This window comes from Bacteroides sp. 43_46 (assembly GCF_001915455.1).
GTDB classification, from domain to species: domain Bacteria; phylum Bacteroidota; class Bacteroidia; order Bacteroidales; family Bacteroidaceae; genus Bacteroides; species Bacteroides caccae.
In genome coordinates, this window is the sequence record NZ_MNQN01000048.1 from 21027 (window position 1) to 38287 (window position 17261).

Annotated in this window: 14 protein-coding genes and 2 pseudogenes; 1 reads left to right on the top strand and 15 read right to left on the bottom strand. The window is 43.8% G+C overall.

What is annotated here, in order from left to right; translation table 11 throughout:
- Positions 1–45: 45 nt before the first annotated feature.
- The 11 genes and pseudogenes from BHV72_RS05335 to BHV72_RS05385 form a co-directional block, all read right to left on the bottom strand.
- Positions 46–1533: an MBOAT family O-acyltransferase gene (locus BHV72_RS05335; protein ID WP_032855011.1), complete on the bottom strand. Its 1488-nt coding sequence runs from the start codon at positions 1531–1533 to the stop codon at positions 46–48.
- The gene (locus BHV72_RS05340; RefSeq protein ID WP_055173847.1) at positions 1520–2443 is read right to left on the bottom strand and encodes an SGNH/GDSL hydrolase family protein; all 924 of its coding nucleotides are present in this window, start codon (positions 2441–2443) and stop codon (positions 1520–1522) included. The genes BHV72_RS05335 and BHV72_RS05340 overlap by 14 nt, the downstream gene beginning before the upstream one ends.
- Entirely contained in the window at positions 2430–3836 is a 1407-nt protein-coding gene (locus BHV72_RS05345) for an SGNH/GDSL hydrolase family protein (protein ID WP_286855035.1), read from the bottom strand. Before BHV72_RS05345 ends, BHV72_RS05340 begins: the two co-directional genes overlap by 14 nt.
- 26 nt (positions 3837–3862) lie before the next feature.
- Positions 3863–4072, bottom strand: a pseudogene (locus BHV72_RS05350) (hypothetical protein); the annotation flags it as partial.
- Positions 4050–4304: a PG0541 family transporter-associated protein gene (locus BHV72_RS05355; RefSeq protein WP_286855030.1), complete on the bottom strand. Its 255-nt coding sequence runs from the start codon at positions 4302–4304 to the stop codon at positions 4050–4052. The pseudogene BHV72_RS05350 and the gene BHV72_RS05355, both read right to left, overlap by 23 nt.
- A gap of 12 nt (positions 4305–4316) precedes the next feature.
- Positions 4317–7475, bottom strand: a complete 3159-nt coding sequence (locus BHV72_RS05360; RefSeq protein ID WP_022042954.1) for an efflux RND transporter permease subunit — start codon at positions 7473–7475, stop codon at positions 4317–4319.
- Positions 7476–7504: 29 nt separating this feature from the next.
- Positions 7505–8521 carry an efflux RND transporter periplasmic adaptor subunit gene (locus tag BHV72_RS05365; RefSeq protein WP_022042953.1) on the bottom strand — a complete coding sequence of 339 codons (1017 nt, stop codon included), beginning with the start codon at positions 8519–8521 and terminating at the stop codon, positions 7505–7507.
- A 34-nt stretch (positions 8522–8555) separates the two neighbouring features.
- On the bottom strand, positions 8556–9902 hold the full coding sequence (locus tag BHV72_RS05370) for a TolC family protein (RefSeq protein ID WP_005681708.1): 1347 nt from the start codon (positions 9900–9902) through the stop codon (positions 8556–8558).
- A 56-nt stretch (positions 9903–9958) separates the two neighbouring features.
- On the bottom strand, positions 9959–10603 hold the full coding sequence (locus BHV72_RS05375; RefSeq protein WP_005675454.1) for a TetR/AcrR family transcriptional regulator: 645 nt from the start codon (positions 10601–10603) through the stop codon (positions 9959–9961).
- A 351-nt stretch (positions 10604–10954) separates the two neighbouring features.
- Positions 10955–11173: pseudogene (locus BHV72_RS05380) on the bottom strand (hypothetical protein); the annotation flags it as partial.
- Positions 11174–11530: 357 nt separating this feature from the next.
- Complete coding sequence (locus tag BHV72_RS05385) at positions 11531–12175, bottom strand: DUF6563 family protein (RefSeq protein WP_005681711.1); 645 nt, start codon at positions 12173–12175, stop codon at positions 11531–11533.
- A gap of 842 nt (positions 12176–13017) precedes the next feature.
- On the opposite strand from BHV72_RS05385, the gene BHV72_RS05390 reads away from it, so the two are divergent.
- Positions 13018–14832 carry a MutS family DNA mismatch repair protein gene (locus BHV72_RS05390; RefSeq protein WP_005675450.1) on the top strand — a complete coding sequence of 605 codons (1815 nt, stop codon included), beginning with the start codon at positions 13018–13020 and terminating at the stop codon, positions 14830–14832.
- 66 nt (positions 14833–14898) lie between these two features.
- On the opposite strand, the gene BHV72_RS05395 is transcribed toward BHV72_RS05390, so the two are convergent.
- The 4 genes from BHV72_RS05395 to rpoA form a co-directional block, all read right to left on the bottom strand.
- Complete coding sequence (locus BHV72_RS05395) at positions 14899–15441, bottom strand: DUF8460 domain-containing protein (RefSeq protein WP_286855031.1); 543 nt, start codon at positions 15439–15441, stop codon at positions 14899–14901.
- A 103-nt stretch (positions 15442–15544) separates the two neighbouring features.
- A complete protein-coding gene (locus BHV72_RS05400) occupies positions 15545–15940 on the bottom strand; it encodes a DUF8440 family protein (protein ID WP_005675448.1) in 396 nt (131 codons plus the stop codon).
- A 233-nt stretch (positions 15941–16173) separates the two neighbouring features.
- The gene (rplQ, locus tag BHV72_RS05405; RefSeq protein WP_286855033.1) at positions 16174–16614 is read right to left on the bottom strand and encodes a 50S ribosomal protein L17; all 441 of its coding nucleotides are present in this window, start codon (positions 16612–16614) and stop codon (positions 16174–16176) included.
- On the bottom strand, positions 16587–17261 hold a 675-nt coding region (rpoA, locus tag BHV72_RS05410; protein WP_286855034.1), incomplete at its 5' end, for a DNA-directed RNA polymerase subunit alpha. The genes rpoA and rplQ, both read right to left, overlap by 28 nt.

Genomic DNA, 17261 nt, shown 5'->3' on the forward strand with positions numbered 1-17261 from the left:
TTATTGAAATACATTTCCCGACATAATTAAACAACACTAAAATCTTCAAAACTGGAAATAAATGAACGGCTGAATCTCCGAGCTTTTCATTTGAATAACTACATAAATCAACACTACCAACATCAATGCCTTTCCCACAAACGGCAGGCGAATAACACCTCGACAGACTGCATCCTCCCAACTATCAGGAGCAAAATGAAGCAGGAATCCGAGTAACATTAATGCAAAGACTTTCCAATAACCTTCCAGCAGTTGCGGGAATAGTTGCGGACGGAAGGTAGTAACTATCTGTTTTAACATATCCATTGAATTTTGGAAATCTGCATTACGAAAGAAGATCCAGCAGAAACAAACAAAATGGAAGGTAATAATCACCCCGAAGACACGACGCCAGCCATGACTCTGTTCTCCTTTCTTACGTCCGGTGATTGACATCCACATTTTATGCAAAGCCAGAGCAATGCCATGAAATGTTCCCCAAAGAACGAAGTTCCAGGAAGCCCCATGCCATAATCCACCCAAAAACATGGTGATTATCAGGTTCAGATACTGACGGAATTTTCCTTTTCGGTTGCCTCCCAATGATATATACAAGTAGTCTTTCAGCCAACTGGATAAAGAGATATGCCAGCGACGCCAAAATTCTGTAATGGAGGCCGACTTATAAGGAGAATTAAAATTCAGATTGAAATGAAATCCCAGCAATAAGGCAATGCCGATAGCCATGTCACTATATCCTGAGAAGTCACAATAGATTTGTAAGGCATATCCATATACTCCCATAAGGTTCTCAACGCCCGAGTAGAGCGTCGGATTATCGAAAATACGTTCTACAAAGTTGACACTGATATAATCGGAGATGATTGCTTTCTTAAACAAACCGGAGAAAATCAGGAAGATTCCCCGTCCGAACATTTCCTGCGACACAAAGAGGGGTTTCCGGATTTGGGGAATAAAATCGCGGGCACGAACGATAGGTCCTGCTACCAATTGCGGGAAGAAAGACACATAGAAGGCATAGTCCAACAGACTTGTCAATGGTTTTATATCTTTCCGATAAACGTCGATCGTATAACTCAACGACTGGAAAGTAAAGAATGAGATCCCTACAGGCAGGAATATATCAAGTGCCGTAAACTCCCCTCCCATAAGGGAAGCAATCACTCCGCCCAGGAAATTCGTATATTTGAAATAAGCGAGAAGTCCCAGATTGACACTAAGACTCAAAACTACCAGCCCTTTACGCTTCCAATAGCCTTCGGCACGCGCCATGAGCTGCGCCAAAAAGAAATCGCAAACCGTGACAAGAGCAAGCAGGAAGAAGTAGGTGCCGCTACTCTTATAATAGAAGTAATAAGAAAAGAGGGTGACAAACAGGATGCGGGCAGTGTGTTTATGCTGCAACAGCACATACACCACCAGGAAAGCGGTAAACAACCAAAGGAAGATGCCGCTACTGAATATCATCGGTGCCTGCGGGTCATAAGTAAGCACCTCTTTGATCCGGCTGAAATCTATATCAATGGGAAACATAGTCATTATAAGCGTTGATTAAGGCCTGGTATAATAAATTTCCTTGCAGGATATATCCCTCGGGCAGATAATGCACGTGATCGGGACGCATCAGTTTGGCTTCCGTCCAGTTGACACAAGCACGACGTTTACCACCCACTACATCGTACATATCCCATACCAGCAGACGGTGTTCTTTGGCATAACGCCGAATGGTTTCGGACGCTGTTGCCGTGCGGGGATTGACAGCGTAAGTGCGGCGTCTCCGCCGTTGCCGGAAACTTTCGTAAGAACCGGGAGGGGTAGTCAGTAAAATGGATACGTTAGGAAGGCTATCCTGCAATAAATTAACAAGTTCGTCCATTTGGTTATAATGTACATTGACATTATAGCGCCGGTTGTGACTCTCGTTTGTGCCGAAAGAGAGAATCAACAGTTCGGGTTTCAGGGCGGCAATCTCGGCGATACGGTCCGGATGAGTAAAAGTAAGGCAAGTAGCACCGTTCACTCCCTTGTCTATGTAGGAGACTGCTCCGAATGTTTCTATCAATCGGGCACCCGTAGTCTGCGGATAGATATGTCCACGCACATGGCTATCGCCGATATGAACAATACGGACCGTATCTTCCGACAATCCGGCACGCACTTGGCGGAGCCGTTCAAATACGGGAGTCAATAAAGCAATGCTGTCGACAATCTCATTTCTTCCCATTCCGCGGAAAGCGGCAGGGAAAGAAAACTGTACAGAGACAGTATCATTCGCCCAGTTCATCTCCCTCAAGGGTTTGATTGTTTTCTGTTTCTTTCCGGGAGGGGGGCAGGCGGGAATCCGGTCTTGTGCCGCCAACTCCGAAAGAGAGAAGGGGGCGCCCAATATTCCTATAAGCGTAAGGATGAGAATGAAACCGGGCAGGTGTTTACTCTTTCTCATAAGCACGCCTCCTGTCGTATTGTTCCTTACCGTATATCAATGTCTCATATAGCAATCCCGCCAGATGTTTGCCACCACGGAAGTTGATATGTGTATAATCGTAGTTCGCCATTGAAGGTTTGGCGTGTACCAGTTTCGCCATACTTCCCTCTCCTCCCATAGCCTCAAACATATTCCAGAAAGCGATACCACTTTCAGCAGCAATATTCTGCTGATAACGAATCAAGTTCTTTACTCCCGGCATAGTACGGAGATCACCGGTTTCGGTTTTATAGTCCCGGTCGCCGACACTCAGCAATAAAATTCCCGCTTGCGGGAAACATTCTTTCAAATGGTTGATAGCCGTAAGTAATCCTTTTTGATAGTTGTCATAGTTCCGGCCACGCTCGGTAGCTACATTCAATCCATATTCAAGAATGATCAAATCATAAGGACGTTGCTCGTTGAACTGCCTCAACATCTGCTTCGGAATGCCACGCAAGAACAAACCCGAACTGCCGCGCAGCGAGAAGTTATCGAGAATGATTCCCTGCTTTCCGTCCATTGCCAATCCATAGAAAAGAGTAGAATCTGCACGGTCCACCGACCAGCGTATGGAACCGATACGCCCGTTCACCTGTATTTTTTGCAGATGGCCGGAAGCACCTAAAGAATAGCTCCGGCTTTCTCCCCGGTTCACACGGGCGGAGAGTTGCACGGAATCTCTGTTATAGAAGAAGATAGAAGCCTGTTGGCAGGTATCAAGCAGAGAAGCGTATTTATTCTGTCCCCGCAACTCAACATACGCCCCGCTGCGAGGAATAAAATAATGGCCGGAGATGCCTTGTTTCTTCCGGTCGAAGTATACCGTATCCATTACCGAATGACTGGACCAACCGCCGAATGTATGCCGCACCGTAGGACGGTAACCGCTTGTCATGGAAGTAATTGTAACGAAACCTACCCCGCAGCCTCCGAAACGTTTTTGGAACATTTCACGTAAGTCAGCTGTCATAATATCCGCTTCTATAAAAGAATCACCGAATACAGCGATACGGACAAGTTTATCATCCGCATTAGAATCAGAAGAAGGGGAAGATGAAAGGCGGTCGAGGGCTTCATAAAAAGGAGCCATACCGCGCTGGGTAGAGTCACTATAATCTTCGATGCAAGTCATGCCGGCACGGCAGGTATCCACAAAAGCCGGTTTTATGACAGGAGGCAAGGGAATACTGTCCGAGTCGGCTACTGCCGTTTCCGGTTCCGGATAACGGAGGTCACCCAGGATATCGACGCGCCTCATCGTGTGTCCGTCGATCGTTATAGCCGGAAGCCAGTGAAGCCCGAATAAGGCGACAAACACAGTCAACACAAGCCATAACGAATATTTCAAATAATTCTTTATAATCTCCATTTCACCAATAGATATAAGCACCTTTTTTAGTCCTTGGCCTTACCTGATGCCGAGAGAGGCTCATCGGCGCCGGAGCACAAGCTCAATGGTGCTTTGACATTTTCAGGCTGCAAAGATAGAGAAAAGCAAGAAAAAAGAAGGAGGTGTGTCAAAATGCGCACCTTCTTTTTTTTAAGCACAAAGCCCCGACTTTCACAAGCTGGGGCTTTGTTATTACCTAAAGATTTTGTATCTTTCCATTTTGTGCAGTGTATCCAACAACGGGTCTACTTTACTGTCATCGACCACCGTAAGGATAGCCGAACACATACTAGGCCATGCATGGCTTCCAAAATGTGGGTCACCAGTCTTGGAGCCACGTCCCTGTACCTTTTCGAGGTAAGTAAATCCGCGGCAACCCAAACGGTCGAGCAACGCCATGATTCGTTCGTAATAAGCCTGGTCGAATGTTATTAATACTGATTTCATATTTTTTTCCTGTTATTTCTTTATAATTTCATCTTTGTGGTCCTGGAAGTAAACATCTAATTCGCGTTGACGACGAAGTTTACGACGACGGTTCTTGATACCTGTTCCTGCAAATACGCAATACAAGGTCGGAATCAGAACCAAGGTCAATACGGTAGATACCGTCAAACCACCGATTACGGCGATTGCCATCGGACTCCACATTTCGGAACCCTGTCCGCCGCCGATAGCCATAGGGATCATACCCAAAACGGTTGTCGCAGTAGTCATCAATACCGGACGGAGACGACTCTTACCAGATGTCACCACAGAGTTTATCACCGCCATGCCTCGCTCTCGACAGAGAGTAATGTAGTCAATGAGCACGATACCGTTCTTCACCACAATACCAATCAACATGATTCCTCCCAACAAACTCATTACACTCAACGTACTGCCCGTGAAGAACAATGCCATTAAGACACCACTAAACGCGAACGGCAGAGAGAACATGATAATGAACGGATAAGTCAATGATTCGAACTGTGCCGCCATTACGATAAATACAAGGATAACAATCAGGATACCGAGTGTACCCAAATCGCGGAACGAATCCTGCTGATCTTCGTACGACCCGGAAATCTGAATCGTCACTTCACCCGGAAGGTCCATTTTATCAATCACCTTGTTACCGGCAGCAACTACATCTCCCAACGGAGCACCGGAGATTACGGCAGAAACAGTCACAATACGTTCACGGTCTTTACGTTCAATGGTAGGAGGCGCAAAACGTTCGACTACCTTTCCGACATCTTTCACACGAACAGATTGTCCCTGTGCATTGTAAATAAGGATATTCTCCAGACTCTCCAAACTTGTACGGAATTCCGGAGCATAACGCACCTTGATATCATATTCATCCCCATCTTCACGGTATTTGGAAGCAACTGCACCGTTGATACGATTACGCAAATAGTTACCGGCTGTCGCAAGGTTCAACCCATGCATAGCCAGTTTCTCACGGTCGAAGTCAACCTGATATTCCGGCTGGTAATCGCTACGGCTGATGTTAACTTCAGTCACGCCCTTCACTTTCAGCAGTTCGCGTTTCAAACGGGCTGCCACACTGTCGGTCATCGTCATATCATATCCGTATACCTCAAAGTCGGCACTTGCCTGAGCAGACATACCTGTATTACTACCTCCAAGGATTACCTGAGCCTTACTGAACTCCGGATATCCTTTCAAGTCTTCACGCATTTCATCGCAGACTGCCTCCAGGGTAATGTCACGATCGCCCGGGTCCACCAAACTGATGTTGAAAGATATAATGTGGGAACCGTTGTCCTGCATGGAAGCCCATGTATTATCGGAGTCAGCCTGACCAACTGTATAGTTACATACTTTCATAATATCCTTATACTTGGTCATCCACTGATTCGTCAGTTTCTCCGAAAGTTCCTGCGCTATCTCTTTACGCGTACCAATCGGCAACTCAAGCTGTACGGCAATACGGGCATTATCCTGTGCGGGGAAGAATTCCGTACCGATCCCCTTTGCACACAGCAAGCTGACAATGAAGAAAGCAATACATCCCACGATAACAATGGGACGATGACGAACCGCCCAGTTCAACATCTTTGCATACCAAGTATCGAGTGCGTCCAGCGCCTTCTCTATCGGAGTGAAAAAGAGTTTGAACATCTTCGACGGTTTCTTCTGTAAACGGAGCAACTGCGAACAGAGCATCGGTGTCAACGACAATGCCGCCACGGTGGAAATAAACATGATCGCACACATCATCCACCCCAACTGTTTGAAAAGTACACCGGACATACCGCTTACCATTGTCAGAGGGAAGAACACGGCAATCATTGTCAACGTAGAAGCGATTACGGAAATAGCCACCTCATTCGTACCGTGCACAGCCGCCTGTTTCGGATCGGAACCACGCTCAATATGCGTTGTCACGTTTTCGAGTACCACAATCGCATCATCCACCACCATACCGATAGCAATAGAAAGGGACGAAAGCGAGATAATATTAATCGTATTCCCGGAAATAGCCAGATAAATAAAGGAGGCAATCAACGAAAGCGGAATCGTGATACAGATAATCAAGGTTGCACGCCAGCGTCCCAGGAAAAGGAACACGACAATGACAACGAACAGCAAAGCATACATTACGGTTTCCGCCAAACTATCAATCGTGTTCAAGATATTGTCAGACGTATCGACAATCACTCCCAGCTTCACGTCACTCGGCAAGTTTTTCTGCAAACGGGGAAGTGCCTCTTCTACCTTGCGGGAGATTTCTACCGAATTGGCACCCGATTGTTTCTGAACAACAATCATAGCTCCCTGCACACCGTTGTTATAGGTTTCCTGCGCACGCTCCTCTACTGTATCGACGATACGAGCAACGTCACGTAGAAAGATATTGGCTCCATTATGCGTGCCAACCACTACATCTGCCAACTGGCGGGAATCATCAAACTCTCCTTCTACACGCAACGAATATGTCTCGCTACCGATATCGAAGTTACCCCCGGGAATGTTCTTATTTTCAGCCCCGATAATGGAACTGATCGTTTCGATACTCAAGTTGTATGCTTCCAGTTTATTGGGGTCACAGTATACTTGGATCTCACGCTGAGGTGCACCACTGATAGATACTGTACCCACACCGGGAATACGTGCCAAGGGATTCACCACGCGGTCGTCCAGAATTTTATAAAGTGCCGACTGGCTCTCTTTCGCCTGGACGGAAAGCAGTACGATAGGAATCATATCCGTACTGAACTTGAAGATAATCGGATTCTCGACATCGTCGGGAAGCTGTGAACTTACCATGTCAAGCTTGTCGCGTACATCATTCGTCAGGACGTCTATATCATTACCAAACTCGAACTCCAGTGTTATCAATGACATATTCTCTGAAGAACGGGAGGTAATATGTTTCAGGTTGCTCACCGCGTTCAACGTATTTTCCAACGGGCGAGTCACATTATTTTCTATATCCGAAGCACTTGCCCCCGGATAAGCAGTCATTACCATGATTGTATTCGTATCAATATCCGGATACAAGTCGATAGGTAACTTGGACAAAGAGAAAAGGCCAAAGATCACCACTGCCAGAAAGCAGAGGGAGGTCATAATCGGTTTCTTAACCGCACCTTCGTATAAACTCATATATTATAATGTGTTAAGGTGATAAGGTATTATTTTTCTACTTCTACTTCCACGCCATTCGCCAAACGTGCCTGACCGGCAACGACTACCTGCGAATTATTGGGCACACCGGATTTCAACTCATACTCCGTTCCCATACGTCTACCCAGCTCTACCTTATTATAAGATACTTTGCCGTCTTTGTAAACATACACATAACGGTCACCTGAACCGGCTTGCTTCACGATAGCAAGATCGGGAACAACGACATTGTCGGCCGTACCGAAGTTTAGCGTTGCACGGGCAAACATTCCCGGACGAACACGCTGATCTCTGTTGTCCAGCTTGATCTCTATCGGGAAAGTACGGGTTGCAGCGTCGATAGTCGGATAAATCAGGTTAATGGTACCTTTAAATATCTCGTCACCGTATACATCCAGTTTTACATCTACCGGCGCACCTTTCTTCACTTGCGTGAAGTAGCTCTCAGATACATTAATCATGAGTTTCACCGGAGTGATCTGTTCTACTACCAGCACAGGATTTCCACCGCTATACATATCTCCGTTGTCATAATTGCGGGCTGTGACAACCCCATTAATAGGACTTACTAAAGAAGTGTTTTCCAACAGATTCTTATAGGCTGTGCGCTGTACGTCGAGCTGCATTTTCGAAGCATCCCATTCTGATTTGGATGCACCACCGACCTTGTACAGTTCGTCCATACGGTTGAATTCTATTTCCTGATTGTCCAGTTGCAATTTTGTCTGTTTCAGATTGGCTGCGTCCATTTGTACCAATTTCTGACCTTTGGATACACGGTCGCCCACTTCTACAAAAATCTGGTCGATACGCACAGGAGATGAAGGTGCGATGTTGTTCTTCGCTTCCGCCTCTACTGTTGCCGTATATTCCTGAATCTGGTCTACGGGACGGGCTTTCACATCGGCCACCTTTACTTTGGGCTTCTCAACCACGTGTTCCGTAGCAGCTTTATCTTTTCCACCCGTACATGAGCCCATAACCACGGTTAACAGCAGGGCTACTAATTGGATACTTTTTTTCATATTCCTTAGTTGTAATTTTTTTAGTTGTCTATCTTTATTCTTTTCCTAGCACCTTATCGAGATCTGCCTTAGCAATCAGATAATCATAAATGGATTGGTTATAAGTGAGTTGAGCCTGAGTCAGAGATACTTGCGAACTGTTCAGTTCGAGCACTGTACCCTTACCGACATCGTAGCGTTTGCCGGCAATCAGTACCGCCTTCTCAGCCTGCATCACGTTTTCCTTGTTACTGACCACCTGCTCAGAGCTGGCAGCCATGTTGTTGCGGTAACTTACGATTTCCATATTCAGTTTTCTTTCCGTGTCAATGCGGTTCCAATCGAGTTGGCGCATCTGGATACGGGCAGATTTTACTTTCGTAAAGTTGCTTGCTTTGTACAAAGGAATGCTCAAGTTGAACATCAGGCTGGAACTATTACTCCAATTATACTCGAAGAAGTTAATATTCGGGTTGTACAAGGACTGATAGTTATATGAGAAACTCATCGACAACGTAGGGATAAAACTTGATTTTGCGACCTTCAAGCTCTTCTCCAACATTTTCATGTTCAAGTCCAACTGCTTCATGGTAGTGTTATTCTCCAATCCGACTTCTTCATCCTTCAGTTGATTGGCAAATACAGCCGTTTCATAATTCGTCAGACTGTCTTCTGTTTTAAGTTCTACGTCGGCGGTAATTCCCATTAACACTTTCAACTGCAACTTCGCCAGAGTCACCCCATTGGCTGCTGAAATCACATTCGGCTTAATGCTGCGCATCTGTACCTCAGCACTGATCTTATCATATTCACTCACTGCGCCTTGCTCATATTTGGCATTGACGATGTTAAAGTTGTCTTCCGCCAGTTTGTAGCTTCCCAGAAGCACGTCGTAGCTGTCTTGTGCGAGCATCAGTTGATAATAGGCTTTACTTACCTGATTCACCAAATCCAGTTTGGAAGCACGCGACTTCTCTACTGCCAGTTCGATATCCGTCTTTGTCATCGACATTGTCCGATAGACAGCCGGTGCAAACAAAGGCAGGTTAATGCTTAGTCCGGCATTGGCGGTGTTCGTTCCGTCCTGCCCCATTTTGAACGACATATCGTTCAGCTTCATTTCAGCCGCTTTAATCGTATGGTCCAGCGAACCAGCGATGCTTGCTTCAGGCAGCAGACTTTGCCATGCTTCTTTGCCGGCTACTTTTTTCAAAGCAATTTCTTCTGCCGCCACCTTCATCGTAGGATTCTCATCCAACGCAATTGTTAAGGCTTTGTCCAAGGTTAAGGTCAGTGTGTCCTTCGCCGCTTGTGCGTTTTGCGCTTTTGCAATGCCAAATGCGCAAAGTGCAACAGTTGCCAGAAGTATCTTCCTACCTGTCAGTCTCTTCATTCTGTTCATAAAACTAGTTTCTAATTGATCTTTTAGTTGTTTGTCTCCGGAACCTCATCGGTCGCTTATTCTATGCGGTTCCTACGATATTCTGATATAAAATCTTCCAGTACTTTCGCGCCTTTCTCCGTAGAGATGCCGCGTATATAGGTAAACATAATAGACTCATACACCTCTATAAAGGAATATTCGTTGCATACATCTGTATTCAACAGCACATCGAACTGCTCGCGTACCAGCAAATTGACGATTGCAAAGTTGACATCCGAACGGAAAATGCCTTGCTCCACTCCCAACATAAAAAAGGACATGGTTTTCTCCGAATCACTCTCGCTGCGCTCTTTCATCATATTATATACCTTCGGATACTTCTTGATGTCTTCAAAAAAACGCTTGTTCGTCTTATGAAACATCTCAATACTCTTTTGGAATACGGCAAGTATCACTTCCAACACATTGTGGGACTGCTCATAAACTTCCTGTAAATACCGGTCTCTTTCTGCCTGCACCGTCAGTATACAATCCTTCAGCAACGATTCCTTATCTACAAAAACTTCATAAAGCGTACGTTTGGAGATACCTAATGCTGCTGCAATATCATCCATCGTAATACTCTTAATACCTTTTGTAGTAAAAGCCTCTGTTGCCGTTGCTATAATCCGTTCTTTCAACTCCGCCCGTTGGGAAGCGTCTTTTCCATGTTCTGTCATCGTTCGTTTTCTATTTCATTATAATCCAGTTTTCTGTTTTCCCTTGCATCGGGAGGAAAAACGGAACAAAGATATATAGAAAACTCAATTAAGAAATCAAGTTTCCATTTATTTGTAGCCCATTTGATAAATATTATCATTCGTTGGACAGAAATGAAAACAAGTGTTAAGAGGAAATACGGACCAAACACAGCACAAAGATAAAGAGGAAGGAGATGCGAGGTAAAGTTTTATCGGTATCGGAAGGGGTACACCCGACAAAAGCCGGATAAATGTCGATTAAAATCGACACTCATCCGGCAACAGCAGTCACCATTATTAACGATAAGGTGGAAAAGGGTCTGTTTATTGTCAGTATTCAAACTTTGTCCTTTTCAGAAAAGCGACTGTTTTATGTATTTCTTTGTACATCACGATATCATCTTTCACAAAAGGTACTTCTTTCCGGCAGGTATGGAGGAAATGCTCCAGAAGCGGTGACGTTTTCAACGGACGGCGGAAGTCGACACCTTGTGCGGTGTTCATCAGTTCAATGGCAAGGATAGGTTCGAGGTTGTCCATTACCTTATAGAAAATCATAGGAAATGGCAAGCGGCAGGTCGTGGAAGTTACCGCCGGAGATAACTTGGCCTGCACCGGGACAAGTATGTAGCCACGGTCGTGAGTTCTCCGTATACCTTCTACAAAATCCGGATAAGGAGGTAGTGTATTGCCAAGAGTTATCTTCATAATAAGCAGAATTAAAGACTACAAACTGTAAGCAATACAGTTTGATAACTCTCCGCAATGTAGGAAAAAAGAAAGTAAAAGACAAGGGAAATGATGGATTTATTATCAGAAAGGTATTATACCTCATATATGGCGTACCGGAACCGCCTTATCATAAATCGTACCACAACCGATAGCTATGGCAAAGAATCCTCTGCCCTATTTCTCTTGACTATCACGTAGTTTTAGCAAATAGTCGAATGTGTCTTTTGCCTCCTGGCTGTCTTCCTTCAGGTAAGCTTGTTTCCATTCCGGGTACTTATCCAATATTTGAAGCATCTTATCTTTTCCGAGAAATTCAATCTTGCCCGTTTCCCCATTCAGTTCATAACAAACGCGTTTGGTCACCAAGCTCGAAGCGGCAAGGGCGTCACCGATATTTCCTCCGAGTTTTACATCGTCGTCTTCTACAAAATTGCCACCGATAACTGATCCCAAAGGCATGGCACAGAAGTAGATATTCTTGCCTAACTGAACTGCCGGAGCATACCATGCCCCAAAACGCAGTTTCTTATAGCGCAGCTTGCGACAGTTCAAATATAAATCTCCTTCTTCACTTCGCACTGCAAAACAACGTTTCTTCAAGCGGCGGCACATAGACTCATCATCGCCTGCCGTTATACGGTAGTCAGCCCCGCCTGTCAATACGATCTGATTTCTGGAACGTTTCTCCACACGTAGCACTGCTATGGTGTCTCCATTTTGAGCAAGCAACTCTTTCAAGTTGGAATAGATAATATTCTGCGCAATCAACGGGAGGCCAATCACGCTCATCAACAGCCATAAGATACATCTTTTTTTCATAAGCCTTCCTCCTTTCCTTTCTAACGCCTTTTCGAGTGGAAAGTTATACATTTTAGCGGATAAATGCAAGGACAGAAAAAGAAATATTGAAAAAAAGGGTTCTTCTTCAAATTTGATGGTAATTTAGCCAGTCGGTGGTATCTTCATTCTCCTCCTTCCGGAAGGAGGAGTACCCGTAGGGGGAGGTGGTAGGTAAACACATAATTCGTTTATTATCAACCCTGTGCATCTACCTGCCGCCTCGACTTTCCGCCCCCTTCCTTCCCCCAAAAGAGGAATGAAGACATCACCGACTTGCTAAATTACCATCAAATTTGGAAAAGAGTCTCCAAAAAAGTAACTGAATACTTGACTTTGCCTTCCTGATGTGTTATCTTTGTATCTGTTATTACAAAATATATTTCTATTTAATATGCAGGTAAAGGGGGAAGCAGTGTATTCTCCCTTTTTTTATATCTGATCGTGCCGAAAGAAGAAATCACCTTTTGTTTTTGAGGAAATGCAGGCTCTATTTTTATAAAACGGAGGCTCTGTTCGGGTGAAACAGAGGCTTCGTTTTACTAAAACACAGGCTCAACATTCATTAAGCGTGGGGTTAGCACTCCCAAAGCGTAGGTTTAGTCCCCGTAAAGCGTAGGGTTAGCTCTCATAAGTCGCGAAATTGGCTTTGCTATTCCTGCATCGAGGATTTACGAGAGCTGAATGCATCATCCGGCAGCTCTCATTTTCGCTTCCTATTCGCTTTGCGTTAATAAACAGTAAATCTGCTCTTGACAAAAACAAGCTCATAGCCTGTCCGTTGTTAAATATATTACCTTTGCGCAAAAAGTATCAAAGCAATTATGGAGAAACTGGAAAATATAATCTCAACCTATCAGCAAATTATTCAAGAGTCGGAACAAGCTCTTCAGAGGGCCCGGAAACGCATCTATTATATCAGCCTTCTACGCCTTGTGCTATTTGTAGAAGCCATAGCGGCAGCCTTTATCTTCTGGAGCGACGGCTGGTTATCTCTTTTCGTCTTTGCCATTCTGCCTTTTATATCATTTATCTGGCTGGTAAAACGACATAATCTCTGGTTTTACCGGAAAGATTATCTGAAAAAGAAAATAGAAATCAACGAACAGGAGTTACGGGCCATTCAATATGATTTTTCCGATTTCGACAGCGGAAATGAATATATCGACCCTGCGCATCTCTATACTTATGACTTGGATGTATTCGGCGATTATTCGCTTTTCCAATATATCAACCGTACTTCAACGCCTGTCGGCAAGCAGCATCTGGCTGATTGGTTCAACGCACATCTGGAACTAAAAGAATCGATCGAACAACGCCAGGAGGCTATCCGGGAATTATCAACCGATCTGGAATACCGGCAACAAATCCGTCTGTTCGGATTACTTTATAAAGGAAAACCTGCCGATACCAACGAAATCAGGGAATGGGCGGGAAGCCCCAGCTATTACCGGAAGCATACGCTACTGCGTATCATCCCGACAGTAGTTAGCATCATCAACCTTATATGCATAGGTTCGGCCATTGTAGGAATTCTTCCTGCCACCGTACCCGGAGGTGTGTTTTTTTGTTTCGTCATTTTCAGTTCTATCTTTTCTAAAGGTATCACAAAACTGCAAGCAACTTACGGCAAAAAATTGCAAATCCTCTCTACTTATGCTGACCAAATTCTTCTCACAGAGAAAAAGGAAATGAACAGCCCTGTTCTGCAACAGCTCAAAACGGAACTTACAAGCCAGAATCAAACAGCTTCCCAGGCAGTCCGCCAACTATCGAAACTGATGAACGCGCTCGATCAACGCAGTAACCTGTTAATGAGTACAATCCTCAACGGACTTATTTTTTGGGAACTGCGCCAAGTAATGCGAATCGAGAAATGGAAAGAAACTCATGCTTCCGACCTCCCCCGCTGGATAGAAACAATCGGAGAAATCGACGCCTACTGCTCTTTAGCAACGTTTACATACAATCATCCGGATTATATCTTCCCCAAAATCAGCTCTCAATCCTTTCATCTGCGAGCCGAAGCTTTGGGTCATCCACTTATGAACCGCAACAAATGTGTGCGAAACGGAATAGATATCGACAAGCGTCCTTTCTTTATCATCATAACCGGCGCCAACATGGCCGGTAAAAGTACTTACCTGCGTACCGTAGGCATCAATTATCTTTTAGCCTGCATAGGTGCACCGGTTTGGGCAAAGCAAATGGAAATATATCCGGCACGCCTCGTCACCAGCCTTCGTACAAGCGACTCACTCACCGATAACGAGTCTTACTTCTTCGCAGAACTCAAACGTCTGAAACTAATCATTGACAAACTCGAAGCAGGAGAGGAACTTTTCATCATCCTTGATGAAATATTGAAAGGCACCAACTCTATGGATAAACAAAAAGGCTCTTTCGCTCTCATCAAGCAGTTTATGAATATGAACGCCAACGGTATCATAGCTACTCACGACCTTCTGCTCGGCACCTTGATAGAATCCTTCCCACAGAATATCCGTAACTACTGTTTCGAAGCGGACATCACGAACAACGAACTCACCTTCTCTTATCAAATGAGAAACGGAGTCGCCCAAAATATGAACGCTTGTTTCTTAATGAAAAAAATGGGGATCGCCGTCATTGACGACTAATCCCCACTCTTTATCAAAAACTAAAGTTGTTCCTTCTTCTGTGTAACAATCTTAGCTCAACAGCTTCTAATTCAAATTACTTTTTGAAAGAAAAGCGACCACAGCCGATGTATCTTCATTAGTGAAATAATGCACTGATGTTATCGGCTGATAAGTATAAGGTACAAACTGGAACAGCTGTACGGCAGCAAATTTCTTATCTTCAGAAAGAATTACGTCCATACGAATGTTCCCACTTGTTTCGCTCTTAATATCCGAATTTGCAGAGAACGAACCAGAATTTACGATATCAACCAACTTATCCATGTGCTTCAAATCAAAGAAGACACTGCGTTCCTTTGCAATACTTCCGGTCGGTAGATAAACAACTTCCTTTGACTTCCAGAAAAGACGGAAAATACCTACAAGGAATAGTCCCGTCCCGAACACCATTAAAGCCATACTTACAGTAGAGGACCTATCTTCCAGTTCAAAAGTGGAAGCAAAAGCTAAAATACCCACCAACAACATGAATGAAGAGAATAAAACTCCGGAAATACTTGTACGCTTAGCGATATCTGGATGTGAAGATGCGAATATAGTAGCATCAATAGTTTGAGTAGTTGCCATAATATTTAAAATTTAATTTATTAGTAATAATATAAAGATGAAAAGGACCATCGGTATAAAATATATCGATAACCATAAAACAAATAATACCAATAAATGAATTCTAAATAATAATATGCCTTAAAGTAAATACATAGTACTCACTCGACGGCTGACAGTAATAAGAAGTTGTAGTATTATAAATTCGCCCCCTATGCTGTGACAGAGAATTTTCACGGTCGGCGCAGCATTGAAGTAGGTTCCTTAAAGTAGTGAAATACTCTCCAAGCTGTACACGCTGAATACGTGTCACTGATATCTGGTGACTTTGAAGATTGTTCAATTCAGCCACTGGAGCATAAGGAAAGTCAGGAGCACTAATCTGCTCGTGTTGTTTCATTGAATATGTAATGGCAAGTTCAGACTGTTCCACCGGTTTCTCAGTGAAAACGTTACTTGCTACCCCATGGAGAGTCACCGTAAGCAACAGAAACAATATTACCTTTACAAATTTTGCCATATTCTCCTGCAAATATAACAGATTCTATTCACGAAAAGTTTATTCAGGTTATCTTTTAATTTATCTTAGGATTAGTAAACAAGTGAATATCATTAGGGAATAGACGTATACTCTATACGGCTCAATTCCAAAATCTGCTCCTCCTTACTCAAATAAAAAGGTATTTACTTCAAATAAAAAGGCCACTCTTTGCAGAGCAGCCTTTTCTATATCGAATAAGAATAACTGTAAAATTATTCAGCTGATTCAGCTTTCGGTTCTTCAGTTGCAGGAGCTTCAACAGCAGCAGGAGCAGCAGTTTCGGCAGCGGCACTCTTCTTAGAACGACGAGTACGTGTAGCTTTCTTAGCAACTTTTTCCTTAGCCATGTTTGCATTATAGTCTACCAACTCAATGAAGCACATTTCTGCATTATCACCCAAACGGTTACCAGTCTTGATAATACGAGTATAACCACCCGGACGATCAGCAATCTTAACTGAGATTTCTTTGAACAGCTCTGTTACTGCAATCTTATCTTGCAAGTTGCTAAATACGACACGGCGAGAATTCGTAGTATCTTCTTTAGACTTAGTAATCAAAGGCTCAACAAACTTCTTCAAAGCTTTTGCCTTTGCAACAGTCGTAGTGATTCTTTTGTGCTTGATCAAAGAGCAAGCCATGTTAGATAACATAGCGCTTCTATGAGAAGCAGTATTTCCAGCAAATCATCAAGCTCGGTAAGCGATTTCTTTCCGAAGTTTCTGAATTTCAACAGGTCAGTCTTGTTGAACTGTACTAAGTCGCCGAGTGTTTCTACGTCAGCAGCCTTCAAACAATTGAGGGCACGAACTGACAAGTCCATATCAACAAGCTTAGTCTTCAACAACTGACGCATATGCAATACTTCCTCATCAAACTCTTCATTGCCATCAGTATCATTACTTTCAAGCGTGATCTTCTCGTCAGAGAACAACATGAAGTGATAAATCAGAATTTTTGCAGCTTCTTTCAGTGCTTCCTTCGGATGTATAGAACCGTCTGTACTAATCTCAAGTACTAGCTTTTCGTAGTCTGTCTTCTGTTCTACACGGAAGTTTTCTACAGAATACTTGACATTACGTATCGGTGTATAAATAGAGTCAATTGGAATTACATTAACATCCGTGCAGTACTCGCGATTTTCATCAGCAGGCACATAACCACGTCCCTTGTTAATTGTAATATCAATTTGCATAGTTGCCTTAGAATCTAAATGACAAATAACTAATTCCGGATTTAACACTTCAAATCCAGTCAAATACTTACCTATGTCACCTGCTTTAAATTCACTGGAATTCTC